General features: G+C 71.0%; 23 protein-coding genes. 16 read left to right on the top strand and 7 right to left on the bottom strand.

The window, feature by feature from the left end:
* Nucleotides 1–4 precede the first annotated feature (4 nt).
* Nucleotides 5–682, top strand: a complete 678-nt coding sequence (locus tag AB3M82_RS12435) for a methyltransferase domain-containing protein (RefSeq protein ID WP_412958256.1) — start codon at nucleotides 5–7, stop codon at nucleotides 680–682.
* The gene (locus AB3M82_RS12430; protein ID WP_412958255.1) at nucleotides 669–1,796 is read left to right on the top strand and encodes an FAD-dependent oxidoreductase; all 1,128 of its coding nucleotides are present in this window, start codon (nucleotides 669–671) and stop codon (nucleotides 1,794–1,796) included. Before AB3M82_RS12435 ends, AB3M82_RS12430 begins: the two co-directional genes overlap by 14 nt.
* Nucleotides 1,797–1,854: 58 nt before the next feature.
* On the opposite strand, the gene lpdA is transcribed toward AB3M82_RS12430, so the two are convergent.
* Nucleotides 1,855–3,252: a dihydrolipoyl dehydrogenase gene (gene lpdA / locus AB3M82_RS12425; RefSeq protein WP_412958254.1), complete on the bottom strand. Its 1,398-nt coding sequence runs from the start codon at nucleotides 3,250–3,252 to the stop codon at nucleotides 1,855–1,857.
* A gap of 9 nt (nucleotides 3,253–3,261) precedes the next feature.
* Nucleotides 3,262–3,915: a copper resistance CopC family protein gene (locus tag AB3M82_RS12420; RefSeq protein ID WP_412958253.1), complete on the bottom strand. Its 654-nt coding sequence runs from the start codon at nucleotides 3,913–3,915 to the stop codon at nucleotides 3,262–3,264.
* A 99-nt stretch (nucleotides 3,916–4,014) separates the two neighbouring features.
* On the opposite strand from AB3M82_RS12420, the gene AB3M82_RS12415 reads away from it, so the two are divergent.
* From AB3M82_RS12415 to AB3M82_RS12405, 3 genes are all read left to right on the top strand, one after another.
* A complete protein-coding gene (locus AB3M82_RS12415) occupies nucleotides 4,015–4,500 on the top strand; it encodes an FHA domain-containing protein (RefSeq protein WP_412958252.1) in 486 nt (161 codons plus the stop codon).
* Nucleotides 4,500–5,180, top strand: a complete 681-nt coding sequence (gene ftsR, locus AB3M82_RS12410; protein ID WP_412958251.1) for a transcriptional regulator FtsR — start codon at nucleotides 4,500–4,502, stop codon at nucleotides 5,178–5,180. The genes AB3M82_RS12415 and ftsR overlap by 1 nt, the downstream gene beginning before the upstream one ends.
* Nucleotides 5,181–5,280: 100 nt before the next feature.
* Nucleotides 5,281–5,826 (top strand): MerR family transcriptional regulator, encoded by a 546-nt coding sequence (locus tag AB3M82_RS12405; protein ID WP_412958250.1) that lies wholly within the window; start codon nucleotides 5,281–5,283, stop codon nucleotides 5,824–5,826.
* Nucleotides 5,827–5,901: 75 nt separating this feature from the next.
* On the opposite strand, the gene AB3M82_RS12400 is transcribed toward AB3M82_RS12405, so the two are convergent.
* The gene (locus AB3M82_RS12400; RefSeq protein ID WP_412958249.1) at nucleotides 5,902–6,714 is read right to left on the bottom strand and encodes a ParA family protein; all 813 of its coding nucleotides are present in this window, start codon (nucleotides 6,712–6,714) and stop codon (nucleotides 5,902–5,904) included.
* Between the two features lie 93 nt (nucleotides 6,715–6,807).
* Between AB3M82_RS12400 and AB3M82_RS12395 the strand changes: the two genes are divergently transcribed.
* The 3 genes from AB3M82_RS12395 to def all read left to right on the top strand — a co-directional run bounded on the left by AB3M82_RS12395 (nucleotide 6,808) and on the right by def (nucleotide 12,052).
* The gene (locus tag AB3M82_RS12395; RefSeq protein ID WP_412958248.1) at nucleotides 6,808–10,215 is read left to right on the top strand and encodes a pyruvate carboxylase; all 3,408 of its coding nucleotides are present in this window, start codon (nucleotides 6,808–6,810) and stop codon (nucleotides 10,213–10,215) included.
* A 65-nt stretch (nucleotides 10,216–10,280) separates the two neighbouring features.
* A complete protein-coding gene (locus tag AB3M82_RS12390; RefSeq protein ID WP_412958247.1) occupies nucleotides 10,281–11,564 on the top strand; it encodes a MinD/ParA family ATP-binding protein in 1,284 nt (427 codons plus the stop codon).
* Nucleotides 11,561–12,052 carry a peptide deformylase gene (gene def / locus AB3M82_RS12385; protein ID WP_412958246.1) on the top strand — a complete coding sequence of 164 codons (492 nt, stop codon included), beginning with the start codon at nucleotides 11,561–11,563 and terminating at the stop codon, nucleotides 12,050–12,052. The genes AB3M82_RS12390 and def overlap by 4 nt, the downstream gene beginning before the upstream one ends.
* Nucleotides 12,053–12,155: 103 nt before the next feature.
* Here the strand turns inward: def and AB3M82_RS12380 are convergent, their stop codons facing one another.
* Nucleotides 12,156–13,988 (bottom strand): AMP-dependent synthetase/ligase, encoded by a 1,833-nt coding sequence (locus AB3M82_RS12380; protein WP_412958245.1) that lies wholly within the window; start codon nucleotides 13,986–13,988, stop codon nucleotides 12,156–12,158.
* Between the two features lie 150 nt (nucleotides 13,989–14,138).
* Between AB3M82_RS12380 and AB3M82_RS12375 the strand changes: the two genes are divergently transcribed.
* Entirely contained in the window at nucleotides 14,139–14,837 is a 699-nt protein-coding gene (locus tag AB3M82_RS12375) for a lysophospholipid acyltransferase family protein (protein WP_412958244.1), read from the top strand.
* A 37-nt stretch (nucleotides 14,838–14,874) separates the two neighbouring features.
* Nucleotides 14,875–16,215, top strand: coding sequence for a class II 3-deoxy-7-phosphoheptulonate synthase (locus AB3M82_RS12370; protein WP_412958243.1), 1,341 nt, complete (start codon nucleotides 14,875–14,877; stop codon nucleotides 16,213–16,215).
* Between the two features lie 73 nt (nucleotides 16,216–16,288).
* Here AB3M82_RS12370 and pknB read toward each other — a convergent pair whose 3' ends face one another.
* Entirely contained in the window at nucleotides 16,289–18,235 is a 1,947-nt protein-coding gene (gene pknB / locus AB3M82_RS12365) for a Stk1 family PASTA domain-containing Ser/Thr kinase (RefSeq protein WP_412958242.1), read from the bottom strand.
* Nucleotides 18,236–18,313: 78 nt separating this feature from the next.
* Entirely contained in the window at nucleotides 18,314–19,504 is a 1,191-nt protein-coding gene (locus AB3M82_RS12360; protein ID WP_412958241.1) for a LysM peptidoglycan-binding domain-containing protein, read from the bottom strand.
* Nucleotides 19,505–19,645: 141 nt separating this feature from the next.
* On the opposite strand from AB3M82_RS12360, the gene AB3M82_RS12355 reads away from it, so the two are divergent.
* Nucleotides 19,646–19,996 (top strand): Rv2175c family DNA-binding protein, encoded by a 351-nt coding sequence (locus AB3M82_RS12355; RefSeq protein ID WP_412958240.1) that lies wholly within the window; start codon nucleotides 19,646–19,648, stop codon nucleotides 19,994–19,996.
* Nucleotides 19,997–20,008: 12 nt separating this feature from the next.
* Here the strand turns inward: AB3M82_RS12355 and AB3M82_RS12350 are convergent, their stop codons facing one another.
* Nucleotides 20,009–21,109 carry a polyprenyl synthetase family protein gene (locus AB3M82_RS12350; protein WP_412958239.1) on the bottom strand — a complete coding sequence of 367 codons (1,101 nt, stop codon included), beginning with the start codon at nucleotides 21,107–21,109 and terminating at the stop codon, nucleotides 20,009–20,011.
* A gap of 85 nt (nucleotides 21,110–21,194) precedes the next feature.
* Between AB3M82_RS12350 and AB3M82_RS12345 the strand changes: the two genes are divergently transcribed.
* The 5 genes from AB3M82_RS12345 (at nucleotide 21,195) to AB3M82_RS12325 (ending at nucleotide 25,673) form a co-directional block, all read left to right on the top strand.
* Nucleotides 21,195–21,569, top strand: coding sequence for an SCO2097 family morphological protein (locus tag AB3M82_RS12345; RefSeq protein WP_412958238.1), 375 nt, complete (start codon nucleotides 21,195–21,197; stop codon nucleotides 21,567–21,569).
* 270 nt (nucleotides 21,570–21,839) lie between these two features.
* Nucleotides 21,840–22,271 (top strand): division/cell wall cluster transcriptional repressor MraZ, encoded by a 432-nt coding sequence (mraZ, locus tag AB3M82_RS12340; protein WP_391478398.1) that lies wholly within the window; start codon nucleotides 21,840–21,842, stop codon nucleotides 22,269–22,271.
* A 101-nt stretch (nucleotides 22,272–22,372) separates the two neighbouring features.
* Nucleotides 22,373–23,311 (top strand): 16S rRNA (cytosine(1402)-N(4))-methyltransferase RsmH, encoded by a 939-nt coding sequence (gene rsmH / locus AB3M82_RS12335; RefSeq protein WP_412958237.1) that lies wholly within the window; start codon nucleotides 22,373–22,375, stop codon nucleotides 23,309–23,311.
* Nucleotides 23,308–23,883, top strand: a complete 576-nt coding sequence (ftsL, locus tag AB3M82_RS12330) for a cell division protein FtsL (RefSeq protein ID WP_412958236.1) — start codon at nucleotides 23,308–23,310, stop codon at nucleotides 23,881–23,883. Before rsmH ends, ftsL begins: the two co-directional genes overlap by 4 nt.
* 23 nt (nucleotides 23,884–23,906) lie before the next feature.
* Nucleotides 23,907–25,673 carry a peptidoglycan D,D-transpeptidase FtsI family protein gene (locus tag AB3M82_RS12325; RefSeq protein ID WP_412958235.1) on the top strand — a complete coding sequence of 589 codons (1,767 nt, stop codon included), beginning with the start codon at nucleotides 23,907–23,909 and terminating at the stop codon, nucleotides 25,671–25,673.
* Nucleotides 25,674–25,686: the final 13 nt, after the last annotated feature.

The following is a 25,686-nucleotide window of genomic DNA, read 5'->3' as shown; positions in this document are numbered from 1 at the left end:
GCTCATGGACGACCCGGCCGCGGACCTGTGGATGCTGGAGCGCACCTATCTGCGCTTCCGACAGGTCAACGCCGTGGTGTCGCGCCCCGGTCTGCTCTACCGGCGAGACGTCCTGCCGCGCGCGCGTCGCGGGCGCGTGCGGATCCTCGACGTCGGCGCGGGCGGGGCGGATCTGTGCCGGTCGCTGGCGGCGCGCCTGCGGCGCGACGGGCTGTCCGCCGACATCACGGCGCTCGACCCCGACGAACGGGCGATGCGCTGGGCTGCGGCGCACGACGGCGGCGCGGGCGTGCGCTACCGCTGCGCCTCGAGCGCCGAGCTGGCGGCGGACGGCGAGCTCTTCGACATCGTCGTCTCGAACCATCTGCTGCACCATCTCACCGCGGAGCAGCTGACCGCGGTCCTCGGGGACTCCGAGAAGCTCGTCGCCCCGGGCGGCGTCGCCGGACACCACGACATCGCCCGCAGCGCCGCGGCGTACGCGCTGTTCGCCGCGGGGACGGCGCCGTTCGCGCGGAACGTCCTGGCCGGCTCCTTCATCCGAGCCGACGGGCTCACCAGCATCCGTCGGTCCTTCACCGCGGCCGAGCTGTCGGCGCTCGCCCCCGAGCGGTGGTCCGTCCGCTCGGGAGTGCCGTACCGCCTGGAGCTTCGATGGGAGCATCCGGATGCCCGACCATGACGTCCTGATCGTCGGCGCCGGTCCTGTCGGCATGCTGCTGGCGTGCCTCCTCCGGCAGGACGGCGTGAACGTCGCGATCCTCGAGCGACGGGTGGACGCCGACGCGCGCACCCGGGCCATCGGCATCCACCGTCCCGGCCTCGACGCGCTCGACGCGGCGGGCCTCGGGCAGGCCGTGCGCGCCGAGGCGCTCGTGCTGGACGGCGGCGACGTCGTGAGCCGCGGCCGCACGCTCGCCTCGCTCACCTTCTCGGAGGACCGGCCCGTGCTCGTGCTCCCGCAGCACCGCACCGACGCCCTGCTGCGTCGACGGCTCGAGGAGCTGCCGGGCGGGGGCATCCTCGAAGGACGCACGGTCACCGGTCTCCGGGACGCGGGAGACGAGGTCACGGTCGTCGCGGATGGACCCGAGGCGCCGACCCGGCAGACCGCCGGCATGGTGGTCGTGGCGGACGGGGTGCACAGCCCGCTCCGTGCGTCGCTCGGCATCCGCTGGCGGCGCCGGCCCGGGAGCGGCGCCTACGCGATGGCCGACATCGACGACGCGGAGGCGGGGAGGCGCGCCACGCTCTTCTGCGAGCCGGGCGGTCTGGTCGAGTCCTTCCCGCTGCCGGGCGGTCGTCGCCGCTGGGTCGTGCGGACGGATGCGCCCGGAATGGACGGGACGGTGACCGCCGACCGGTTCCGCCACGCGATCGAGACCCGCACGGGCGTCCGGCCCCGGCTCGCCCCGGGGGAGGACCCGACATCGTTCACGGTCGCGCAGCACGCGGCGCGCTCGTTCGTCCGCGGTCGGATCGTGCTGCTCGGCGACGCGGCGCACGAGACCAGCCCGATCGGCGGGCAGGGCATGAACCTGGGGTGGCTGGACGCCGTCCGCCTCGCCGCCGAGATCCTGTCGACGCGTCCGGGACGGATGCCGGAGCTGGCCGGCTGGGACCGGCGCGCCCGCCGCTCCGCCGGAGCGGCGCAACGGCGGTCCCTGTTCTACATGGCGATGGGGGCTCCGGTGCCGCCGGCGGCGGCGCGGGCGCGCGAATCGCTCATCCGCACGCTCGGCGCGCGCCCGCTGCGTCGCGCGACCGCCGGTCTCATCACCATGCGCGGGCTCTGACGCGCGAAGGCCCGGCTCCGCGGGAAGCGGGCCGGGCCTTCGTCGGGTGATCCGAGGATCAGAAGTTGATCATGTGACCGGCGAGGCCGTGGAAGCCCTCCTGCAGCGCCTCCGACAGGGTCGGGTGCGTGTGGACGTTGCGGGCCAGCTCGAGGGCGGTCAGGTCCCACTTCTGGGCGAGGGTCATCTCGGGCAGAAGCTCCGAGACGTCCGGGCCGATCATGTGGGCGCCGAGGAGCTCGAGGTGCTCGGCATCCGCGATCATCTTCACGAAGCCGACGGGCTCGCCGAGGCCGTGCGCCTTGCCGTTCGCCATGAACGGGAAGCTGACGACCTTGATGTCGTGCCCCTCGGCCTTGGCCTGCTGCTCGGTCAGGCCGAACGAGGCCACCTGCGGCGAGCAGAACGTCGCGCGCGGCATCATCCGGTAGTCGCCGAGCGGCATGGTCTCGGCCTTGCCGATCGTCTCGGCGGCGACGACGCCCTGCGCCTCGGCCACGTGGGCGAGCTGCAGCTTGGCGGTCACGTCACCGATGGCGTAGATGCCCTCGACGTTCGTGCGCATGTAGTCGTCGATCGCGATCGCGCCGCGCTCGGTGAGCTCGACGCCGGTCTTCTCGAGGCCGAAGCCCTCGACGCGAGGGGCGAACCCGATCGACATGAGCACCTTCGAGGCGTCGATCGAGCCCTGCTGGCCGTCCTTGCCGGTGTAGGTCACGGTGACCGAGGAGCCGTTGTCGACGACGGTCTCGACCTTGGTGGAGGTGAGGATGTCGACGCCGTAGTTCTTGTACTGCTTCGCGATCTCCTTCGACACGTCCGGGTCCTCGTTGGGGAGGGCGCGGTCGAGGAACTCGATGATCGTGACCTTCACGCCGTAGTTCGTCATGACATAGGCGAACTCCATGCCGATGGCGCCCGCGCCGACGATCACGATCGACTCGGGGAGCTCGCGCGAGAGGATCTGCTCCTCGTACGTCACGACGTTCTCGCTGAGGGTCACGCCCGGGAGCAGGCGGACGGTCGAGCCGGTCGCGATGATCACGTTGTCGAACGTGACCTCTTCGGTCGTGCCGTCGGACTTGGCGACCGAGATGGCCTTCGGGCCGGTGAAGGTGCCGCGGCCGTCGTACTCGGTGACCTTGTTCTTCTTCATCAGGAAGTGGATGCCCTTGACGCGGCCTTCGGCCACGACGCGGCTGCGGTCGAACGCCTTGCCGTAGTCGAGGGAGAACTCACCCGAGATGCCGAAGAAGTCGGCCTTGTGCTTCAGCGTGTGCGCGAGCTCGGCGTTCTTCAGGAGGGCCTTGGAGGGGATGCAGCCGACGTTGAGGCAGACACCACCCCAGTACTTCTCCTCGATGATGGCGGTGGACAGGCCGAGCTGCGCGCTGCGAACCGCAGCGACGTATCCACCAGGACCTGCACCGAGGATGACGACGTCGTAATGAGGCATGCGTCCAGCCTATCGCGCCGCAGGGAGGTCGGAATCGGTCGGCGGGGTGTTCCGGCGGCCCCGCCGGGCGAGCACCGCGGCGGTCGTGACGGCGGCCGCGATCACGATGACGCCCACGATTGCGAGCACCCAGATCCAGGCGGCCGACGCGGACGTGTCGTCGCCGGTCTCCGCCGGAGCGGGGGTGGTCGTGGGCTCCTCCGAGGGTGCCGCCGCGGTCACGGTCGGGGTCGGCTCGGGCGACGGCGTCGTGGTCGCCGACGAGCCCTGCGAGACGGTGAAGAAGTACTCGCCGGACGTCGGATGCCCGTCGCTGGAGACGACCTTCCACACGACGTGGTAACTGCCCGCCGCGGCCTCGGCGACGAGGGGCTGGGTGACGACGGCGCCCTCGGTCACGGCGGGGCCGTCGATGACGGAGGCGCCGTCGGCGTCAGTGACGACCACCTCGGTCGCGCCCTCGCCGGCGATGAGGTCGGCGCTGAAGGTCAGGGTGATCTCGCCGGGGAGGGTGTCGACGGTCGCATCGGCCTCGGGGGACGAGGAGATGAGGGCGTCGTGCGCCGACGCCGGGAGCGGGGCGAACAGCACGAGGAAGGCGGCGAGGAGGCTCGCGGCGAGGGCGAGGGGGGCGACAGGGCGGCGTGCGGCGGTGGTCTTCACCCCTCCAGCCTAGGAAATTCCGGTGTGGGCCGCCTGAGCGCGAATGCGGCTCCCGTCTGGCCCGGTGCATCCGTTAGTCTGGACGACCAGGAGGCCAAAGTGACAGACAGCGAGAGCCGATCCGCCGGAGACGCGGCGATCCACCGCTCCGGCGAGCAGAAGCACGACGTGACACAGACGTTCGGGCACGATTCCGATCTGTCCTTCGTGCCGTTCGGCGCCGAGCTCACCGACGTGGAGCAGGCCGCCATTGCGGCCCTGCCGTCGGGGTCCGCCCTTCTGCTCGTGCGGTCCGGCGCCCTGGCCGGGGCCCGTTACCTTCTCGACACCGACGTCACCACGGTCGGCCGTCACCCGGAGGCCGACATCTTCTTCGACGACGTGACCGTCTCCCGACGTCACGCCGAGGTCACCCGCAACGGAGCCGCGTTCGAGATCATCGACCAGCGCTCGCTCAACGGCACGTACGTCAACGGCGAGCGTGTCGACCGCAGCCCGCTCGCGGACGGCGCCGAGGTCCGTGTCGGCAAGTTCCGCCTGAACTTCTTCGCGTCACCCGTCGACCGCGCCGCGGCGAACGGCTGATGGCGGCGTCCCACGCCCGCGAACGCTCCACGTCCGCGGGCCTTCTCAGCATCGGTCAGGTGCTGGCGCGACTCACCCCCGAGTTCCCCGATCTCACCTCCAGCAAGCTCCGCTTCCTCGAGGTGCAGGGCATCGTCACCCCCTCGCGCACCGAGTCGGGGTACCGCAAGTTCTCCCAGGCCGACATCGAGCGCCTCCGTCTCGGCCTCACCCTCCAGCGCGACCACTACCTGCCCCTCAGCGTCATCCGGGAGCAGCTCGACCAGGCCGGCGGCGCGGGCGCCGCACTCGCGCCTCCGCCGTCGATCGTGCAGACGCCGCGGCGCTACCGCCGCGAGGAGCTGCTCGCCGCGGCGGGCGCCGGACCGCAGCTGCTCAACGACGCGATCAGCACCGGGGTCGTCACCGCTCAGGAGACGTATCCCGAATCGGCCGTCGCCCTGCTGCGCGGACTCGTCGCCCTCGACCGTCACGGCATCGAGCCCCGCCACCTGCGCTCCCTGCGCCAGGGGGCCGAGCGCGAGGTCGCCCTGATCGAGTCCGCCCTGTCGACGCTGCTGCGCCGCACCGACACGGCCTCGCGCGGCAAGGCGGCGGAACTGGCGCCCGAGCTGGCGGCCAAGATCGACGAGGTCCGCGGGATCTTCGTCAAGGACGCGCTGGCCCGCGTGCTTTCGTAACGAACTGGTTGCGACACACCTGACGCGCGGCACGGATGTCGTTGCCGGTGCGGGGGTGCTGCTCTACCGTGGACATAACCCGTTCCAGAGAGGAATTCAGATGAATGCGGACGAGCGCACCGGCGACCCGCGGTTCGTGAACGAACTCCTCTTCACCGACGGTCTCCCCGCCATGGACGACGAGGTCGGCTACCGGGGCGCGGTGGCCGCACGCGCCGCCGGCATCACGTACCGTCAGCTCGACTACTGGGCGCGCACCGAGCTGGTCGAGCCGACCGTGCGCGGCGCGAGCGGCTCCGGGTCGCAGCGTCTCTACGGCTTCCGCGACATCCTCGTCCTCAAGCTCGTCAAGAGCCTGCTCGACACCGGCATCTCCCTGCAGCAGATCCGCACGGCGGTCGACGAGCTGCGGCGCGCCGGCATCCGCGATCTCGCCGGGACCACCCTGATGAGCGACGGCGCCTCCGTCTACCTCTGCACGTCGAACGACGAGGTGATCGACCTCGTCAGCCGCGGGCAGGGCGTGTTCGGCATCGCGGTCGGCAAGGTGCTCCGCGAGGTCGAGTCGACGCTGGTCGAGTTCGACCCCACCGCCCCCGACCCGGTCGACGAGCTGGCGGCCCGTCGATCCAAGCGCTCCGCCTGATCCCCGGCCGGTCCCCCGGCACCGACGACGAACGGCCATCCTCGATCGAGGATGGCCGTCTCCGTTCGGCGGTGCTCAGGCCTGCGCGCTGCTCTCCGCGACGGGGATGCGCCCGGTGCGGATGATGCGGTCGAGCAGCTGGTCGAAGTCGGCGGCGAGCTCCTGCGCGGAGTCGCCGGGCCAGATGTGCAGGGGCTTCGCCGCACCCTGCGCCTGCTGCAGCGAGGTGCGCTCGGGGAGCTGGGGCGAGAGGACGAGCGGGCCGAACATGTCGCGCAGCTCCTTGATGCGGAACTGGTGCTCGATGGACTGCGGGCGCACGCGGTTCACGACGATGCCGAGCGGCTGCAGACGCGGGGAGAGGCCGCGTCGGATCTCCTCGATGGCGCGCAGGGCACGGTCGGCGGCCGCGACGGAGAAGAGGCCCGGCTCGGTGACCACCATGACGCGGTCGCTGGCCGCCCACGCGGTGCGGGTGAGGGCGTTCAACGACGGGGCGCAGTCGATCAGCACGAGGTCGTAGTCCGACTCGACGGCCGCGAGGGCCTCTTCGAGCTTCCAGACGTCGCGCACGCTCGGGTGCGGGCCGTCGAAGTTGATCGCCGAGGGGCTGCCGATCAGCACGTCGATCGTTCCCGGGTGGACCTTGGCCCAGCCGCTCGAGGTGATCGCCTGACGGACCACCTTCTCCTTCGGGTTCGCCAGAACGTCGGCGATGTTGAGTCGTCCCGCGACCTGGATGTCCATGCCGGTGGACACATCGGACTGGGGGTCGAGGTCGACGACCAGAGTCCGGACGCCCCGGGCGAAGGCCGCGGAGGCCAGGCCGAGGGTCACGGTCGTCTTGCCGACGCCTCCCTTGAGAGAGCTGACGCTGAGTACGTGCACGACCTCCACGTTACCTTGCCCTAGTCTGGGGGGACACTCAGCCCCGCCCCATGTGCGTGCCCCCGCTCGCGCATCGAGCTCTCAGAGGTGTGCATGTTCCAGAAGATCCTTGTGGCGAACCGCGGCGAGATCGCGATCCGCGCCTTCCGTGCGGCGTACGAAGTGGGAGCCAGGACCGTCGCGGTCTTCCCGCATGAGGACCGGGGCTCCGTGCACCGGCTCAAGGCGGACGAGGCGTACGAGATCGGCGAACGCGGTCATCCCGTGCGCGCCTACCTCGACGTCGACGAGATCATCCGCGTGGCGCTCGAGTCGGGTGCCGATGCGATCTACCCCGGATACGGCTTCCTGTCGGAGAACCCGGAGCTCGCCGAGAAGGCCGCGGCCCACGGCATCGTCTTCATCGGCCCGCCGGCCGCCGTGCTCGAGATGGCCGGCAACAAGGTCGAGGCGAAGCGCCACGCCGTCGAGGCGGGTGTCCCGGTGCTCCGTTCGACGGAGGCGTCCGACGACATCGAGGAGCTGGTCGCCCAGGCGCCGGAGATCGGCTTCCCCCTGTTCGCCAAGGCGGTCGCGGGAGGCGGCGGACGCGGCATGCGCCGGGTGGAGACCGCCGACGAGCTCGCCCCTGCTCTCGCCGAGGCCATGCGCGAGGCCTCCAGCGCCTTCGGCGACCCGCGGATGTTCCTCGAGCAGGCCGTCGTCCGGCCGCGGCACATCGAGGTGCAGATCCTCGCCGACAAGACCGGTGAGACGGTGCACCTGTTCGAACGCGACTGCTCGGTGCAGCGCCGCCACCAGAAGGTCGTCGAGATCGCCCCGGCGCCGAACCTCGACGAGGGCACGCGCTCCGCGCTCCACGCCCACGCGGTCGCCTTCGCCCGCTCCATCGGATACGAGAACGCGGGCACCGTCGAGTTCCTCCTCGAGACGGCGGGGGAGCGCGCGGGCGAGGTCGTCTTCATCGAGATGAATCCTCGCATCCAGGTCGAGCACACCGTGACCGAGGAGGTCACCGACGTCGACCTCGTCCAGAGCCAGATGCGGATCGCCTCGGGGCAGTCCCTCGCGGACCTCGGCCTCCGGCAGCACGAGCTGCACCTGCGCGGAGCGGCTCTCCAGTGCCGGATCACGACCGAGGATCCGACCCAGGGATTCCGTCCCGACACGGGCAAGATCACCACCTACCGCTCGCCCGGCGGCGCCGGCATCCGTCTCGACGGAGGCACGGTCCACCAGGGCGCCCAGATCAGCCCGCACTTCGACTCGATGCTCGCGAAGCTCACGTGCCGCGGCCGGGACTTCCCCGCCGCCGTCGCCCGTGCGCGCCGCGCGCTGGCGGAGTTCCGCATCCGCGGGGTGTCCACCAACATCCCCTTCCTGCAGGCGCTGCTCGAGGACGACGCCTTCGTGTCGGGCGACCTGAGCACCTCCTTCATCGACGAGCGTCCCGCGCTGCTGCGCGGTCGCGTCTCGAAGGACCGCGGCACGAAGATCCTGAACTGGCTGGTCGACGTCACGGTCAACAAGCCGAACGGCGCCCACCCGGGAACGGCCGACCCCCGGACCAAGCTCCCGGCGATCGATCTCGACACCGCGCCGCTGCCGGGATCCCGTCAGCGTCTGCAGGAGCTCGGGCCCGAGCGCTTCGCCGCGGAGCTCCGCGCGCAGACCGCGCTCGCGATCACCGACACGACCTTCCGCGACGCCCACCAGTCGCTCCTGGCGACGCGCGTGCGCACGAAGGACCTCGTCGCGGCCGCCCCGTACCTCGCCCGCCTCACCCCGGGCCTGCTCTCGGTCGAGGCGTGGGGCGGCGCGACCTACGACGTGGCGCTGCGCTTCCTGGGGGAGGACCCGTGGGAACGCCTCGACAAGCTGCGGGCGGCGCTCCCGAACGTCGCGATCCAGATGCTGCTGCGCGGGCGCAACACCGTCGGGTACACCCCCTATCCGACCGCCGTGACCGATGCGTTCGTCGCCGAGGCCGCCGCGAGCGGAGTCGACATCTTCCGCATCTTCGACGCCCTGAACGACGTCGAGCAGATGCGTCCCGCGATCGAGGCGGTGCGGCGCACGGGCACCGCGATCGCCGAAGTGGCGCTCTGCTACACGGGCGACCTGCTGGACCCGGCGGAGGACCTCTACACCCTCGACTATTACCTGCGTCTCGCCGACCAGATCGTCGAAGCAGGAGCGCACATCATCGCCATCAAGGACATGGCGGGCCTGCTGCGTCCCGCCGCGGCGGCGAAGCTGGTGACCGCGCTGCGGGAGCGCTTCGACATCCCCGTCCACCTGCACACGCACGACACCCCGGGCGGTCAGCTGGCGACGCTCCTCGCCGCCAGCGCGGCGGGCGTGGATGCGGTGGACGCCGCGTCGGCGCCGCTCTCCGGCACGACGAGCCAGCCCTCCCTCTCGGCCCTCGTCGCGGCGCTCGCGCACACCGAGCGCGACAGCGGCATCGAGCTGGCGGGCGTCTCCGACCTCGAGCCGTACTGGGAGGCCGTCCGGCACCAGTACGCCCCGTTCGAGTCCGGCCTGCCCGGACCCACCGGACGCGTGTACCACCACGAGATCCCCGGCGGTCAGCTCTCGAACCTGCGGCAGCAGGCGAAGGCGCTCGGCCTCGCCGACGACTTCGAGCTCATCGAGGACATGTACGCCGCGGCGGACCGCATCCTCGGCCGCGTGCCCAAGGTGACGCCGTCCTCCAAGGTGGTCGGAGACCTGGCGCTCCACCTCGCGGCCGTGAAGGCGGATCCCGCGGACTTCGAGGCGAACCCCGAGAAGTACGACGTCCCCGACTCCGTGGTGGGCTTCATGGCTGGCGAACTCGGCGATCTGCCGGGCGGGTGGCCCGAGCCCTTCCGGTCCAAGGTGCTCGCGGGTCGCGAGGTGCGCACCGGCCTCACCGAGATCACGGCGGAGGACGAGGCGGCGCTGGCCGGCGACAGCGCGAGCCGGCGCGCGCGCCTCAACACGCTCCTCTTCCCGGCCCCGACGCGCGAGTTCGCGCAGCGGCGGGAGTTGTTCGGCGACCTCTCGGTGCTCGACACGGGCGACTACCTGTACGGGCTGGTCACGGGTCAGGAGCACCTGGTCGAGATCGACCGGGGCGTGCAGCTCTACGTGGGGCTCGAGGCGATCGGGGATGCCGACGACAAGGGCATCCGCACGGTGATGACGACCCTGAACGGCCAGCTGCGCCCGGTGTTCGTGCGGGACCGCTCGGTGAGCGTCGACGCGCACGAGGCGGAGAAGGCCGACACGGCCGTGCCCGGTCAGGTGGCCGCGCCGTTCTCCGGCGTCGTCACGCTCAAGGCGGAGGTCGGCGCCACGGTCCGCGCGGGTGAGCCGGTCGCGTCGATCGAGGCGATGAAGATGGAGGCCGCGATCACCGCCCCCGTCGACGGGGTGGTCGAGAGGCACGCGATCGCGGCGACGCAGCAGGTGGATGCCGGCGACCTTTTGCTCGTCATCCGCCCCGCGCACTAACCTTGACCGGCGAGGACGCGGACATCTCCGCGTCCTCGCCTGTGCAAGCTTGGAGTGTCATCATCGTGAACCCGAACACCACCGCCGATCCTCTGGACGACGAGTCGAGGGGCGTCCTCGACGACACCGCCTCCGTCGCCACCGCCGGCATCGGCGCGCTCGACGGGACGGCGCAGATCAGCGTCGTGCTCCCGCCCGCCGACGAGGACGACCTCGCCGGCGACGACGCCGTGATCGACGGCGAGCTCGAGGAGGATGCCGTGCCCGCGGCATCCCTGCGCCCGAGCGCCGTCCGTCCGGAGGTCGAGGCCCGGAGTGCGGCGGCGGACGCCGCTGCCCCGCGTCCCGCCCGCCCGGAGGTCCCGGCCGCGAAGCGGATCGGCGACCTGAGCGAGTCGGCTCGCGAGTCGGCGGACCTCCTGACCCCGGACCGTCTGCTCGACCCCGGCCGTCGGTCACGGCCGGAGCCGGAGGGGACCTGGAGCCACCTCGTCTACAGGCTCACCGGGCGCCGCCTCAACCTCGGCGACGGTCGACGCGCCCGCGAGCGCAAGGCGCTGACCGCCCGCATCGGCGCCCCGATTCCCGGCGGCGCGCGCTTCGTGCCCGTGCTCTCCCGCAAGGGCGGCGTCGGGAAGACGACCGTGACGGCGCTGCTCGGGATGGCGCTGGCGGATGCCCGCGACGACCGGGTGATCGCGGTCGACGCGAACCCCGACCGCGGCACCCTCGCCGATCGCGTCGCCCGGCCGCAGGAGGCCCGTTCGGTGCGCGACCTCGTGCGCCGCCGTGGAGAGATCGACGGCTACCGCGACATGTCCGCGCTGGTCGCCCGCGACGCGACCCGTCTGGACGTGCTCGCTTCCGACGCCGATCCCCGGGCGGCCGAGGCGTTCAGCGACAGCGACTACCGCGAGGTGGCCGACATCGCCGCCCACTACTACTCGCTCGTGCTGACCGACACCGGCACCGGCATCGTCCATTCGGTCATGTCGGCGACCCTCGACCTCGCCGATCAGATCGTGGTCGTCTCCGGTCTGAGCGTCGACGAGGCGCGTCTGGCGTCCGAGACGCTCACCTGGCTCGAGACCAACGGCTACGCCGCTCAGGCCCGCGATGCCGTGGTGGTCCTGAACCAGTCGACCCCGGGCACGCCGCTGGTGCGGGTCGGCGAGCTGGAGACGCATTTCGCGACGCGTGGGCGCCGGGTGGTGCGGATGCCGTACGACCCGCAGATCGCCGCGGGCGGCACGATCGTGTTCGCCGGACTGCAGCCGGGAACCCGGGCGGCCGCGCGTGAGCTGGCCGCCGTGCTGGTCGAGGGACTGCGGGCGGAGGCGGCAGCATGACCGTGCGCGAGATCCGCATCTTCGGCGACCCGGTGCTGCGCACCCGATGCGCGCCGATCGAGGAGATCGACGACGGCGTGCGGGCGCTGGTGCAGGACCTGCTCGACACGGTGGAGCTGCCCGGCCGTGCCGGCGTCGCCGCTCCGCAGATCGGGGTGGCGCTGCGCGCGTTCAGCTACAACATCGACGGGGACATCGGCTACGTGATCAATCCGGTCCTCACCGAGGTGCGCGGGGAGCCGGTGCCGACGGGGGAGGGCTGCCTCTCGGTCCCCGGGCTCTGGCACGACGCCCTCCGCCACCCGTGGGCGCGCGTCGAGGGCATCGACATCGACGGGAAGCCGGTCGTGCTCGAGGGGGAGGGTCTGCTGGCTCAGGCTCTGCAGCACGAGACCGACCACCTGGACGGGACGCTCTACCTCTCGCGCCTCGACCCGGACACCCGGCGCCTCGCGATGCGCGAGGTGCGCGAGAGCACCTGGTTCTGATCGGCGGACACGCCGCCCGCCGGACGACCCCGCGACGCGGAAGACCCCGTGCGGCACTCGCGCACGGGGTCGTCCGGGTCAGGGGGCGTGCGCCCCGGGGGCGTCAGCCGCCGATGGCGACGTTCGTGGTCGTGACCGGCTCGTCGTAGATCGCGGAGATCTCGTCGGCGAAGTCCTTCATGATGACGTTCCGCTTGATCGAGAGCTTGGGCGTCAGGTGCCCGGAGGCCTCGGTCCACTCCGTCTCGAGGATCGTGAACTTCCGGATCGACTCCGCCCGGGAGACGTGGCTGTTCGCGGCATCCACCGCCTTCTGGATCTCGGCGCGCACGGCCTCGTTCTTCGACGCATCCGCGAGCGACAGGTCGGCAGGCAGCCCGTTGTTCGCGAGCCAGGTCGGGAGCATCTCGGAGTCGAGCGTGATCAGTGCGGAGATGAAGGGACGCTGGTCGCCGACGACGACGACCTGGCCGATGATCGGGTTTGCCCGGATCGGGTCCTCCAGGGCGGCGGGGGCGACGTTCTTGCCGCCGGCCGTCACGATGATCTCCTTCTTGCGGCCGGTGATGGTGAGGAAGCCCTCGGAGTCGAAGCTGCCGATGTCGCCGGTGCGGAACCAGCCGCCGTCGCTGAAGGCCTCCGCCGTCGCCTCGGGGTTGTTCCAGTACTCCTTGAAGACGTTCACACCGCGCACCTCGATCTCGCCGTCGTCGGCGAGCCGGACGCCGACTCCCGGGAGAGCGGGGCCGACCGTGCCGATCTTGGACTTGTCGGCGAGGTTCACGGTCGCGGGAGCCGTCGTCTCGGTCAGGCCGTAGCCCTCGAGGATCACGACGCCGAGGCTGTGGAAGAAGTGGCCGAGACGCGCTCCCAGCGGAGCGGAGCCCGACACCGCATAGGCGACGTTGCCGCCCATCGCGTCGCGCAGCTTGCTGTAGACGAGCTTGTTGAAGAGGGCGAACTTGAGACGCATCCCGACGGGGATCTTCTTGCCCTCCTCCAGGAGGCGCGAGTGCTCGATGGCGACGTCGGCCGCCGCGCGGAAGATCTTGCCCTTGCCGCCGGCCTCCGCCTTCTGCTCGGCCGAGTTGTAGACCTTCTCGAACACGCGCGGCACGGCGAGGAGGAAGGTCGGCTTGAAGCTGCCCAGCGCGGGGAGCAGCTGGCGGGTGTCGGGCTGGTGACCCGTGCGCACGCCCGCGTGGATGTCGAGGATCGAGATGAAGCGGGCGAAGACGTGCGCCGTCGTGATGAACAGGAGCGTCGAGGCGCCGGGCGTCTGCACGACCTCGTTCAGCGCCTTCGCCGAGTTGCGGGCGAGCTCGACGAAGTTGCTGTGGGTGAGCACGCATCCCTTGGGGCGTCCGGTCGACCCGGACGTGTAGATGAGGGTGGCGATGTCGGAGCCGACCGCCAGCGACCGGCGACGCGCGATCTCGGCGTCGTCGACGGAGGCGCCCTGGGCGGTGAGGGAGTCGATGGCGCCGAGGTGCAGCTGCCAGACGTCCCGGACGAGGGGGAGGTCGCCGCGCACCTCGTCGACCCGGGAGAAGTGCTCGGGCGACTCGACGATGAGCGCCACGGCGCCGGAGTCCTCCATGATCCACTGGATCTGCGAGGGGGAGCTCGTCTCGTAGATCGGCACCATGACCGCGCCGGCGTAGAACAACGCGAAGTCGACCAGCGTCCACTCGTAGGTGGTGCGGGCGAGGAAGCCCACCTTGTCGCCGGGCTGCACGCCGGCCGACGCGAAGCCCTTGGCCAGGGCGACCACGGCGGCCTCGAAGTCGGCGGCGGAGATGTCCCGCCAGCCGTCGCCGTCGGGCACGGCGAACAGGGCGCGTTCGGGGGTGGCGCGGACGCGTTCGACGAGGAGGTCGGCGACGTTCGCGTCCGGGTCGGCGGGGACGATCGCGGGAACTTCAAACTGGACCACGGCAGCTCCTTCGGTACCGGTCGGGCACGGGTTTCCTGCGAGTCTAGGGCATGACACCGAGTCGCACAGCGGGTGAGACTCGGTCGCTATCTGGCGGGTCGTCTCCTCCCGTCGGGGGCGGATGCCGCGGGCGGCGCTAGACTCGCCACGATGTTCTACTGGCTGATGAAGTACGTCGTGATCGGCCCCGCGGTCAAGGCGATCTTCCGTCCCTGGATCGTGGGGCGCAACAACGTGCCCGCGAGCGGTGCGGCGATCCTGGCGAGCAACCACCTGTCGTTCGCGGACTCCATCTTCCTGCCCCTCGTCATCGACCGACCGATGTCGTTCCTCGCCAAGAGCGACTACTTCACGGGACGCGGCATCAAGGGCTGGGCGACCAAGTTCTTCATGAAGGCGACGGGGCAGATCCCGATCGACCGCTCGGGGGGCAAGGCGTCGGAGGCCTCCTTGAACACCGGCCTGCAGGTGCTGGGCGGGGGAGACCTCCTCGGCATCTATCCCGAGGGCACCCGCAGCCCCGACGGCAAGCTCTACCGCGGGCGCACCGGCATCGCCCGGATGGCCCTCGAGGCGAAGGTGCCGGTGATCCCCGTGATCATGGTCGACACCGACACCGCCATGCCGATCGGCCAGCGCATCCCGCGCGTGGAGAGGGTCGGGATCGTGATCGGCGAACCGCTCGACTTCTCGCGCTACGAGGGCATGGAGAACGACCGCTACATCCTGCGCTCCGTCACCGACGAGATCATGGTGGCCCTCCAGCGGCTCGGCCAGCAGGAGTACGAGGACGTCTACGCGTCGACCGTCAAGGACCGCCTGCCCGCGCGCGTCACACGACGCTCCTGACGCCGGGACGCCGGTTCCCGCCCGCTAGGCTGGGGGGATGCTCCCGCACGAGATCGACGCCCTGGACGCATGGCGATCACTTCCCATCAAGCAGCAGCCGCAGTGGCCGGACAGCGACCGCGTCGCGGACGTCTCGCGCCAGATCGCCGCTCTCCCGCCCCTGGTCTTCGCCGGTGAGGTCGACAACCTCCGCGACCGCCTGGCTCGCGCGGCCTCGGGGCGCGCCTTCCTCCTGCAGGGCGGCGACTGCGCCGAGACCTTCGCCGGTGCGACGGCCGATCAGATCCGCAACCGGATCAAGACCGTCCTCCAGATGGCCGTGGTGCTGACCTACGGCGCCTCGATGCCCGTCGTCAAGATGGGCCGCATGGCCGGGCAGTTCGCGAAGCCGCGCTCGAGCGACCACGAGACGCGCGGCGACGTCACGCTCCCCGCGTACCGCGGCGACATCGTCAACGGCTACGACTTCACCGAGGGCTCGCGGCAGGCGGATCCCGGGCGCCTCCTGCAGGGCTACCACACCGCGGCGTCCACGCTGAACCTCATCCGGGCGTTCACTCAGGGCGGTTTCGCCGACCTCCGCGAGGTGCACTCGTGGAACAAGGGCTTCGCGCAGAACCCGGCCAACCAGCGCTACGAGCGCATGGCCGCCGACATCGATCGGGCGATCAAGTTCATGGAGGCCGCGGGCGCGGACTTCGACGAGCTCAAGCGCGTGGAGTTCTTCACGGGCCACGAGGGCCTGCTCATGGACTACGAGCGCCCGATGACCCGCATCGACTCGCGCACGGACACCCCGTACAACACCTCGGCCCACTTCCTGTGGATCGGTGAGCGCACGCGGGACCTCGACGGCGCGCACGTCGACTACTTCTCGAAGATCCGCAACCCGATCGGCGTGAAGCTCGGCCCCACGACGACACCCGAGACCGCGCTGGCGCTGATCGACAAGCTCGACCCGAACCGCGAGCCGGGCCGGCTCACGTTCATCACGCGGATGGGCGCGGGCAAGATCCGCGACGCCCTGCCGCCGCTGCTCGAAGCCGTCCGCGATGCGGGCGCCACGCCGCTGTGGGTGACCGACCCGATGCACGGCAACGGCATCACCACGCCCACCGGCTACAAGACGCGTCGCTTCGACGACGTGGTCGACGAGGTGCGCGGGTTCTTCGAGGCGCACCGCGCCGTCGGCACGTTCCCGGGCGGCATCCACGTCGAGCTCACGGGCGACGACGTCACCGAGTGCTTGGGCGGTTCGGAGCAGATCGACGAAGCCGCGCTCGCGACCCGGTACGAAAGCCTGTGCGACCCGCGCCTGAACCACATGCAGTCCCTGGAGCTCGCGTTCCTCGTGGCCGAGGAGCTCGAGAAGCGCTGAGCCGTCGACGTCGGCTGCACGCAGAGGCCGCACCCCGGATGCCGGAGGTGCGGCCTCTCTGCGTGCGGACGGATCAGAGAGCGCTGCTGCGGATCTGCAGCGTGATCTTCGTGCCCTTGGGGCGCTGGGCGTCGGCGCCCGGATCGGAGCCCGAGACCTCGGTGAAGTCGTTGGGGAAGGCGTTCCAGATGCCGTTCCACGTCGGCTCGAAGCCGGCGTCCCGGATCGCCTGAGCGGCGGCGTCGCGGGTGAGCCCGGTGACGTCCGGGACGGGGAACAGCTCGGGCCCCTTCGAGACGATGAGCTGCACCGAGTCGCCGGGTCGCCAGTTGCCGGCCTCGGCGCGGTCGCTCACGCCGATCACCTCGTCCTTGGGCACGTCGGAGCTGAAGACGTAGGAGTGATCGTTGGTCACCACGAGACCCTTGTCGGTGAGGGTCGTCATCGCCTCGCTCACCGACATGCCCGAGACATCGGGGAAGGCTCCGGCGGAGACGTACAGCTCCACGGCATCCGCCTCGAACAGGTCGCACCCCTCGCCGCATTCGTAGACCTCGCCGCCGCTGCGCGGGGTGACGTAGGCGTTGATGACGGCGCCCTCGGGAGCGTCCGAGAAGAGCGTGGGGGAGGCATCCGCAACGGTCACGTTGAGCCCCTCGAGGTACTCGCGCGCCTCGTCCTCGGTCCTGCCGTTCAGCGCCTCGACCGTGTGCGGCGCGGGACCCGCCGAGACGATGACCGTCACGGCGGCGCCCTTGTCGAGCCGCTGCCCTTCACCGGGGTCGGTCTCGATCACCGTGCCCGGTTCGACGTCGACCGCATAGCGGTCCTCCTGCTGCGGCGCGAAGCCCTCGGCGGTGAGCGTGTCCGCCGCCTCGGCGTAAGTCAGGCCCGCGACGCCGGGCACGGCCACGAGAGACCCCGGCCCGGAGCCGAACCACCAGCCGACGCCGCCCGCCAGCACGGCGAGCAGGAGCACGAGAGTCAGGAGGAAGGCCCCTCGGGCTCGGCGGCGGGCTGTTCGCCGCCGCAGGGCCGTCGCGTTGTCGACGGTCTGCGGGACCGCGGCGGTGGGATCGGCGACGGGCACCGCCGCCGGCATGACCTTGGTCAGCTCGCCCGAATCCGCGACGGACCGCGAGATCGGGACCGTCCTCGTCGCCGCGGGGGCCACGCCGAGCGCGGACTCGATCTCGCGTAGCCGGTTCAGCATCTGCGTGGCGTCGTCCGGCCGTTCCTCGGGCGCCTTCTCGGTCGCCCACAGGACGAGTTCGTCCAGCTGCTCGGGCACCGCCGGATTGCGGACGCTCGGTCGGGGCACGGACTCCGTGGCGTGCTGGAAGGCGATCTGCATCGGCTGCTCGCCCTTGTACGGCTGCTCGCCCACGAGCATCTCGTACAGCATGATGCCCAGCGCGTAGATGTCGCTGCGTGCGTCCGCCGTGCCCCGGGTGACGAGCTCGGGGGCGAGGTAGGCGATCGTCCCCAGGAGCTGCTGCCCGGTGGCGGTGTTCGCGGTCGTCGCGCGCGCGAGCCCGAAGTCGCCGATCTTGATCCGGCCGTCCTCGGCGAGCAGGACGTTCTCGGGCTTGACGTCGCGGTGGACGATCCCGGCGCGGTGCGCGGCCGCGAGGCCGGACAGCACGGCGTCCATGATCGTGATGGTCTGCGGCACCGTCAGGCGCTTCTGCTCGCGGAGCAGCTCGCGCAGCGTGATGCCGGGCAGGTACTCCATGACGAGGTAGGCGAGCTCGCCGTCCTGCCCCTGGTCGAACACGTTCACGACGTGAGGATCGGCGAGCCGGGCGGCCGAGCGGGCCTCCTGGATGAACCGGCTCTGGAACGCCGAGTCGTCGCTGAGATGGGCGTGCATCACCTTCAGGGCGATGCGGCGCTCGAGGCGGAGGTCGGTGGCGACGTACACCGTCGCCATCCCGCCTCGGGCGATCCGAGCGCGGACACGGTAGCGACCGTCGACGAGCCGCCCGATGAGGGGGTCGGCCTGCTGATTGGTCGTCACGTCAAGATTCTATGGAGGACTGGCTGAAAGCCCCGGGAACGCCTCACCTCTTCGGGCATCCGGTTTTCCCGTCCGGGGTCACCCGTACAGGGCGAGCCAGCGGTGCGCCGCGGTCTCCCACTGGCCGTAGCGGTCGGGGTAGGCCGAGATCTGCACCGCCTGCGCGGCCTCGGTGAACGGCATCCCCTCCCATCCCGGGATGTCGAGCAGACCGCGGGTGGTCCGGCCGTTGGGATCCTGCGGGCCGCCGTAGAAGACGCGGATGCTGCGATCGGCGTCCTGCACCTGCTCCGGGGTGCCCCAGCCGGTGCTCGGCCGCTGCTGGAACAGGCCGAGGGAATCGCGGTCGCCCCAGTCGAGGTTGCGGAGCCCCGACTCGACCATTCCGGTCGCGAGGGCGATCGCGATGCCGCGGTCCGAGACCCCGAGCTCGCGACCGATGCGGATGATGTGCTCGGCGTGCGCGGCCTGCTCCGGCGTCAGGTCGGCCCAGCGCTGAGCGGGGTCGGGCTGCGCGGCGGGTGCCGGCTCGCTCACGGCCGGTGCCGCGGGAGCCGCCTGCAGGGCGAGGGTCTGCCCCGGGTAGATGATGGAGGCGCGATCGAGGCCATTGGCGGCGAGCAGCGCGTCGAGGGTCATCCCGTGCCTCTGGGCGATGGCGAAGAGCGTGTCGCCGACCTGGACCGTGTATGCGCCGGCCACCGGGGCGGGCGCCGGGGCCGTCGCCGCGGGCGCCGGTGCCGCCGCAGCGGCCGGCGCCGACGCGAGCAGGATGCTCTGGCCGGGATAGATGATCGACGACCTGTCGAGGCCGTTGGCGGCGAGCAGCGCGTCGAGGGTCATGCCGTTCCGCTGGGCGATCGCGAACAGGGTGTCGCCCGCTGCGACGGTGTGCACGGCGGCCGGTGCGGGTGGGGCGGGAGGGGGAGCGGCCTCGACGGCGGCACTCGTCAGTCGCAGGGTCCGCCCGGGGTGGATCACTGCGCGAGCGTCGAGGCCGTTCCACGCGAGGACGTCGGCGGTATGCAGGCCGAAGCGACGGGCGATGGCGAACACGGTGTCGCCTTCCCGGACGGTGTAGACGGGGGGTGCGACTTCCGTGGGCAGGATGCGCGACGCGGGGCCGCCCAGCCCGAGCGGGACGGCCGTCGTGACGGCCTCCGCCTGCGCGGGGGACGAGACGAGGGAGCCCGCGAGGGCTCCGAGGAGGGCGGCCGGCACACCCCACGGTGCATGACGGGTGCGGCGCGCTGCGGTGTTCGTCCTCATGCGGTGGACCCCCTTATCGACCTCAGCCACGCTGACACGGACCGGTGTAGAAGTCAACAGAAGTGACTCATGTGAATGGAGTGACGCGCGGGCCCGAGTCGTCGGAATGCGCGGAACGGAGCGAGGTGAGATAGTGGCCTGGTGTCTGAGAACGTTGAGGAAACCCCCGCCGTCGAGTGGCTGACGATGCCGGATCTCGTGGAGGCGCTCGATGAGCCCCTCGGTCGGGTCCGCCGCCTGATCGACGACCACCACCTGATCGGTTCACGACGCACCGGCGTCTTCGCGGTGCCGGCGGTCTTCCTCCTCGAGGGGCGGCCGATCGCCTCCCTGCGGGGCACGATCATGGTGCTGCAGGATGCCGGCTTCGACGACGACGAGGTGATCGACTGGCTCCTGGCCGAGGAGGACACCATGGGGCGTTCGCCGATCGACGCCCTCCGGGCCGGCCACAAGAGCGAGGTGCGTCGCATCGCCCGCACTCTCGCCTGAGGCGAGCGCGGCTCAGGCGGAACGAACGGTCGCCGCGCGGGCGAGCTCGCGCAGGTCACCGACGGCTGAGTTGTCCAGTCGGGCGCTGCGGAGCGCGCGGTCCGCCTCGTGGGCGTAGTCCGCGATCATCGTCTCCACCCGCTCGAGTGCTTCGGTGTCGGCGATCGTCGCCTGGAGGAACGACACCTGCTGAGGCGTCAGCCCGGGGTCGCCGAGCATCTCGTCGACCAGTGCGCGCGCCGAGGGGTCCAGGCGTTCGCGGGTGAGGGCGATGAGAACGGTCCGCTTTCCCTCGCGAAGGTCGTCGCCGGCGGGCTTGCCCGTCAGGGACTCGTCGCCGAACACCCCCAGTACGTCGTCGCGCAGCTGGAACGCCATGCCGACCGGATGGCCGAACCGGCGCAGCGACTCCTGCTGCTCGCCGTCCGCCCCGGCGAGGGCGGCGCCCAGGGCGAGGGGCTGCTGGATGCTGTACCGGGCCGACTTGAGGGAGGCGACGCGCAGCGCGCGATCCGCGTGGGTCGCGTCGCCGTTCACGCTCCAGGCCGACTCCTCCGCGATGTCGAGGTACTGACCGATGGTCACGTCGCGCCGCATCCGGGCGTACTCGGCGCGCACGGCGGCGGCCTGGGTGTGTCCGTCGATCGCGCTCTCGAGCAGGTCGTCGCTCCACGCGACGAGCAGGTCGCCGAGCAGCACCGCCGCCGCCCGGCCGAACGCCTCGGCGTCTCCCGTCCACGAGGACGAGCGATGCGCGGCCTCGAGAGCGCGGTGCGCGGCGGGGCGTCCACGGCGGGTGTCGGAGTTGTCGATCAGGTCGTCGTGCACGAGGGCGGCGGACTGGAAGATCTCCAGCGCCGCGCACACGTCCCACAGGGAGGGATCCTCGGTCGCTCGGCGGTCGCGGAAGAGGGCCGTCGCGCGCCAGCCCGCGTGGCAGAAGCGGGCGCGGAGCCGCTTGCCGCCGACGAGGGTGTCGGCTGCCGCGTCCAGGAGCGCCTCGGCATCCGGGCCGTACTCGCGGGACTCCGCGCGCATCCGTGCGACGAACAGATCCAGGCGGGCGGCGACGGCGTCGGAGACGACCACGGGGGAGGGCACGACTCCCAGCATACGTAAAGCAACGACGCGTCCAACCGCTAGCCTCGCGGCGTTCGGCGCGCGTAGAATGGAACGCACGATACCCGAGGGGGACGAAATGCCACTCTCCGAACAGGAGCAGCGTCTGCTCGACGAGATGGAACGCCATCTCCTGCACAATGACGCCGACGTCGTGAGTGCGCCTTCGGGCGACCGGACGCTGAGCTACCGAAATCTCGTCTACGGAGCCCTCCTCCTGCTCGCCGGTGTCGGCGGCCTCGTCGTCGGCGTGGTCCTCGGCGACGTCTGGGGCATCGTCGTGGGCGTCGTGGGATTCGCCGCGATGCTCGCCGGCGTCATGCTGGCCGTCACGCCCGTCCGCCGCGCGACCCCCGCCGCGAAGAGCGATCGCCCGGCTCCCAAGCGTCAGGACTCCGCCTCCTTCATGGATCGGATGAACGATCGATGGGATCGACGCCACGAGGGGAACTGACCCTCCACTTCCTGCCACGAGGCCCGGATGCGCTGAGCATCCGGGCCTTCGTCGTTCTCCGGTGATCTCGCCGGCCTTTCGCCGTCGTCTCTCCTCCACCGGCCCTCCACTCGCCCTCCACTCCGCTCCACCGCGGAATTCCGCGGAAGACCGAGCACCCATGCCCGGAATCAGGGTGAATTCCACATATTGGTCGTAGGAAAGTGGAGGGAAGTGGAGTAAAGTGGGGCGCACCTCGAGTTTGGCCGGACGGAGAGGGGGTGGTGGCCGATGCTGCTGGGAACGCACTCGCCCAAGCTGGACGACAAAGGAAGGGTCATCCTTCCCGCGAAGTTCCGCGAGGACCTCGGCGGCGGCATCGTCGTCACCCGAGGTCAGGAGCGATGCCTCTACGTCTTCAGCACGGCCGAGTTCGAGGCGATGCACGAGCGGATCCGCCAGGCCCCGCTCGCCAACAAGCAGGCGCGCGACTTCATGCGCCTCTTCCTCTCCGGTGCCAGTGCGGAGATGCCCGACAGTCAGAACCGCATCACCATCCCGCCGCACCTGCGTCAGTACGCGGGTCTTCAGAAGGAGCTCATCGTCACCGGAGTCGGCGCGCACGCCGAAATCTGGGATGCCGAGAGCTGGAACGCCTACCTCGCCGCCGGCGAGGAGTCCTATGCCGACCTGGAGCAGGAGGTGATCCCGGGACTCTTCTGACCACGGCTGTGATGCCCCGCCGCTCCCGCCCCGACACACTTCCCCGGTGCCGGGTCGTGAAGCGGAGGGGGATCAGAGCCGAAGGTCGCCCGAGAAAGATCATGAACCTCCGAGACATCCACACCCCCGTCCTGCTCGAGCGCTGCATCGAGCTCCTCGCCCCGGCCCTCCGTGCCGACGGGGCGGTGCTCGTCGACGCCACCCTCGGCATGGGCGGTCACGCCGAGGCCTTCCTCGAGCGGTTCGACAACATCCGTCTCGTCGGCCTGGACCGCGACACGGACGCCCTGCGGATCGCCGGTCAGCGACTCGCACGCTTCGCCGACCGGCTCACCCTCGTGCACACGGTCTACGACGAGATCGGGCTGCACGCCCAGGGAGCGTCGGGCATCCTGTTCGACCTCGGGGTCTCCTCCCTGCAGCTCGACGAGGCAGAGCGCGGGTTCGCGTACTCGAAGGACGCCCCGCTCGACATGCGCATGGACCAGACCAAGGGGATGACCGCGGCCGACGTCATCGCCACGTACAGCGAGGGCAACCTCCGTCGCATCTTCGAACGCTACGGCGAGGAGAAGCTCGCGGGCCGGTACGCCCGCTTCATCGTCGAGGCCCGCCAGAAGGAGCCGATCACCCGATCGGCCCAGCTCGTCGAGATCCTGCAGGCCGCGACGCCGGCCGCCGCACAGCGCGCGGGTCACCCCGCGAAGCGGGTGTTCCAGGCGCTGCGCATCGAGGTGAACTCCGAGCTGACCGTGCTCGCCGACGCGATCACCCCCGCCATGGACGCCCTGGCCGTCGGCGGTCGCATCGTCGTGATGTCGTACCAGTCCCTGGAGGACCGCCTGGTGAAGCAGGCCTTCGCCGCGGCATCCGCCTCGACCGCCCCCGCCGGGCTCCCGGTCGAGCTCCCCGAGCACGCCCCGCGCTTCCGCGTCCTCACCAAGGGCGCAGAGCTCGCCGACGACGAGGAGCGCGCACGCAATCCGCGAGCCATCCCGGTGCGGCTGCGCGCCGCCGAGAAAGTCCGAGAGACCGCATGAGCGTGCCCGCCGTCGCCCCCGTCCGCCGCCCGGCCGCCCCGGCCGCACCACGGATCGACTCCCCGCGTCGCCTCCAGCCGGTCACCGCCCCGGCCGGCCGCCGCAAGCCGAAGCTCGCCTACGCGCTCATCGCCCTGGCCGGTGCGCTGGCGATCGGTGGCGTGCAGATCGCCCTCTCGCTCGCCATCACCCAGGACTCGTTCACGCTCGCCGGCCTGAACGCGCAGCAGCACGAGCTGGACCTGCGTACCGAGGCCCTCCAGGAGGATCTCACCGGTCTCAGCTCCCCCCAGGTGCTCGCCACCAATGCGGCCGGACTCGGGATGGTCGTCGCCGGTGCGCCGTCCTACCTGCGGCTGAGCGACGGCGCGGTCTTCGGCACCGGAGCGGGCGCCGACTGGACCTCCACCGTCGATCCCAACGGCGCCGGCGCCGTCAGCAACGCGCTGATCGTCCCGCCGCCCGCCGAGCCGACGGCGGAGGAGGGCGCGGAGACGCCCGCCGGCGCCGATCCCGTGCAGGACCTCCCGCCGGCGATCACCGACGGCCTCCCGAGCCCCACCACGCACTGACCCACGACGGACGGAGAGATCGCATGACGACACGAGCCACGCGCGGACCTCGTCGACGCACCGTGGTCGCCCTCGCGGTGATACTGTCCGTGCTCGGCGCGTTCGTCGTCCGGCTCGTCGACATCCAGGTCGTCAGCGCCGACGCGCACGTGACGCAGTCCATGGGCGTGATCGGCAAGGCCGCCACCATCCCCGGGCAGCGCGGCACCATCGTCGACGCCGGCGGCTCCGTGCTCGCCTCGAGCGTGCTCGTCTACGACGCCGAGCTCAGCCCGCTCGTCATCACGCAGCTGGAGGGCGAGGACCCCGAGATGCCGTGGGCCGAGGCCTCCGAGAAGATCGCGGCCATCACCGGGCAGACCGGCGACGAGGTGCGCGCGCTGGTCGCCGACGCCCTCGCGGTGAACCCCGAGAGCCAGTACGTGGAGCTCAAGAAGTCGCTGAGCACAGAGCAGTACATCGCGCTGCGCGACCTGAAGCTCGCCTACCTGCACCAGACGGGGCGCGAGACGCGGGTCTATCCCAACGGCGCCGTCGCGGGCAACATCGTCGGCTTCCTCAACGGCAGCGGCGAGGCGCAGGCGGGCATCGAGAAGATGGACCAGTCGTGCCTCGCTCCCACCGACGGGGAGCAGACCTATCGCAAGGGCGCGGACGGCGTCGTCATCCCGGGCAGCGAGCGCATCACGGATGCCGTGGACGGCGGGACCGTCCAGCTCACGATCAACAGCGACCTGAACTGGTACCTGCAGCAGATGATCGCCGAGGAAGCCCAGGTGCAGGGCGCCAAGGGCGGCACGGTGACGGTCGTCGAGGTCGAGACCGGGAAGATCCGGGCGGCCGCGGAGTGGCCGTCCCTCGACCCCAACGACCTGGACGGCGCGACCTCCGCCTCGTGGGGCAGCCAGATCTTCCACCGGGACTTCGAGCCCGGCTCGACCTTCAAGGCCATCACCGCCGCGGCCGTGATGGAAGGGGCCGGTCTCACGCCGCTGAGCACCGTCAGCGCCGCCTCGCGGGAGAAGTTCCCGAACGGCGCCGTGATCAACGACGCGTTCTCGCACCCGGCGTACAACTACACCCTCGCGGGCGGCCTGATCGACTCCTCGAACGTCGCACTGTCGAAGTTCGGCACGATGGTGAGCCCCGACATCCGATACGACTACCTGCAGCGGTTCGGCGTCGGCGAGAAGACGATCGGCTTCCCGACCGAGGTCGGCGGCATCCTGCACCCCGTCAGCGAGTGGGACGCGCAGTCGCTCTACACGACGACGTTCGGCCAGTACTTCACGGTGACCGCGGCCCAGGTCGCCGGCGCCTACCAGGCGATCGCGAACGGCGGGGAGAAGATCGACCTGTCGCTCGTCGAGTCCTGCACGCGCGCCGACGGGACCGTCGTGACCCCGAAGCAGCCGGACCACGAGCAGATCATCGCCGAGCAGACGGCATCCGATCTGACGCGGATGCTCGAGAACGTGGCGGTGCAGGGCGGCAACGCCGACCGCATCGAGGTGCCGGGATACCGCGTCACCAGCAAGACGGGTACCGCGCAGGTCCCCGACGGCAACGGCGGCTACAAGGCCGGCGTCTACTTCACCAGCATGGTCGGCTTCGCGCCGGTCGACGATCCGAAGTACGTCGTCGTGGTCACCCTGGACGAGCCGACTAAGGTTGTATCGTCCGCTGCAACCGCATCCGCCTTCCAAAAGGCGATGACGCAGGTGATGAAGACCTATCGCGTGATGCCGTCCTCCGTTCCGATGGACGAGTTGCTGCCCAAGTTCGAATAGCCGGCGAAAGCCG

It is taken from the genome of Microbacterium californiense, assembly GCF_047246625.1.
Taxonomy (GTDB): domain Bacteria; phylum Actinomycetota; class Actinomycetes; order Actinomycetales; family Microbacteriaceae; genus Microbacterium.
This window is presented reverse-complemented; position numbering and strand designations above follow the sequence as displayed.

What these genes read in the sequence shown, in the direction of transcription:
- AB3M82_RS12370 (WP_412958243.1), top strand. Translation starts at nt 14,875, where the DNA reads ATGCTCCCGCACGAGATCGACGCCCTGGACGCATGGCGATCACTTCCC.
- AB3M82_RS12375 (WP_412958244.1), top strand. Translation starts at nt 14,139, where the DNA reads ATGTTCTACTGGCTGATGAAGTACGTCGTGATCGGCCCCGCGGTCAAG.
- mraZ (WP_391478398.1), top strand. Translation starts at nt 21,840, where the DNA reads ATGCTGCTGGGAACGCACTCGCCCAAGCTGGACGACAAAGGAAGGGTC.
- rsmH (WP_412958237.1), top strand. Translation starts at nt 22,373, where the DNA reads ATGAACCTCCGAGACATCCACACCCCCGTCCTGCTCGAGCGCTGCATC.
- ftsL (WP_412958236.1), top strand. Translation starts at nt 23,308, where the DNA reads ATGAGCGTGCCCGCCGTCGCCCCCGTCCGCCGCCCGGCCGCCCCGGCC.
- AB3M82_RS12360 (WP_412958241.1), bottom strand. Translation starts at nt 19,504, where the DNA reads ATGAGGACGAACACCGCAGCGCGCCGCACCCGTCATGCACCGTGGGGT.
- AB3M82_RS12435 (WP_412958256.1), top strand. Translation starts at nt 5, where the DNA reads ATGGACGACCCGGCCGCGGACCTGTGGATGCTGGAGCGCACCTATCTG.
- AB3M82_RS12345 (WP_412958238.1), top strand. Translation starts at nt 21,195, where the DNA reads ATGCCACTCTCCGAACAGGAGCAGCGTCTGCTCGACGAGATGGAACGC.
- AB3M82_RS12350 (WP_412958239.1), bottom strand. Translation starts at nt 21,109, where the DNA reads ATGCTGGGAGTCGTGCCCTCCCCCGTGGTCGTCTCCGACGCCGTCGCC.
- AB3M82_RS12430 (WP_412958255.1), top strand. Translation starts at nt 669, where the DNA reads ATGCCCGACCATGACGTCCTGATCGTCGGCGCCGGTCCTGTCGGCATG.
- AB3M82_RS12395 (WP_412958248.1), top strand. Translation starts at nt 6,808, where the DNA reads ATGTTCCAGAAGATCCTTGTGGCGAACCGCGGCGAGATCGCGATCCGC.
- AB3M82_RS12405 (WP_412958250.1), top strand. Translation starts at nt 5,281, where the DNA reads ATGAATGCGGACGAGCGCACCGGCGACCCGCGGTTCGTGAACGAACTC.
- AB3M82_RS12325 (WP_412958235.1), top strand. Translation starts at nt 23,907, where the DNA reads ATGACGACACGAGCCACGCGCGGACCTCGTCGACGCACCGTGGTCGCC.
- lpdA (WP_412958254.1), bottom strand. Translation starts at nt 3,252, where the DNA reads ATGCCTCATTACGACGTCGTCATCCTCGGTGCAGGTCCTGGTGGATAC.
- ftsR (WP_412958251.1), top strand. Translation starts at nt 4,500, where the DNA reads ATGGCGGCGTCCCACGCCCGCGAACGCTCCACGTCCGCGGGCCTTCTC.
- def (WP_412958246.1), top strand. Translation starts at nt 11,561, where the DNA reads ATGACCGTGCGCGAGATCCGCATCTTCGGCGACCCGGTGCTGCGCACC.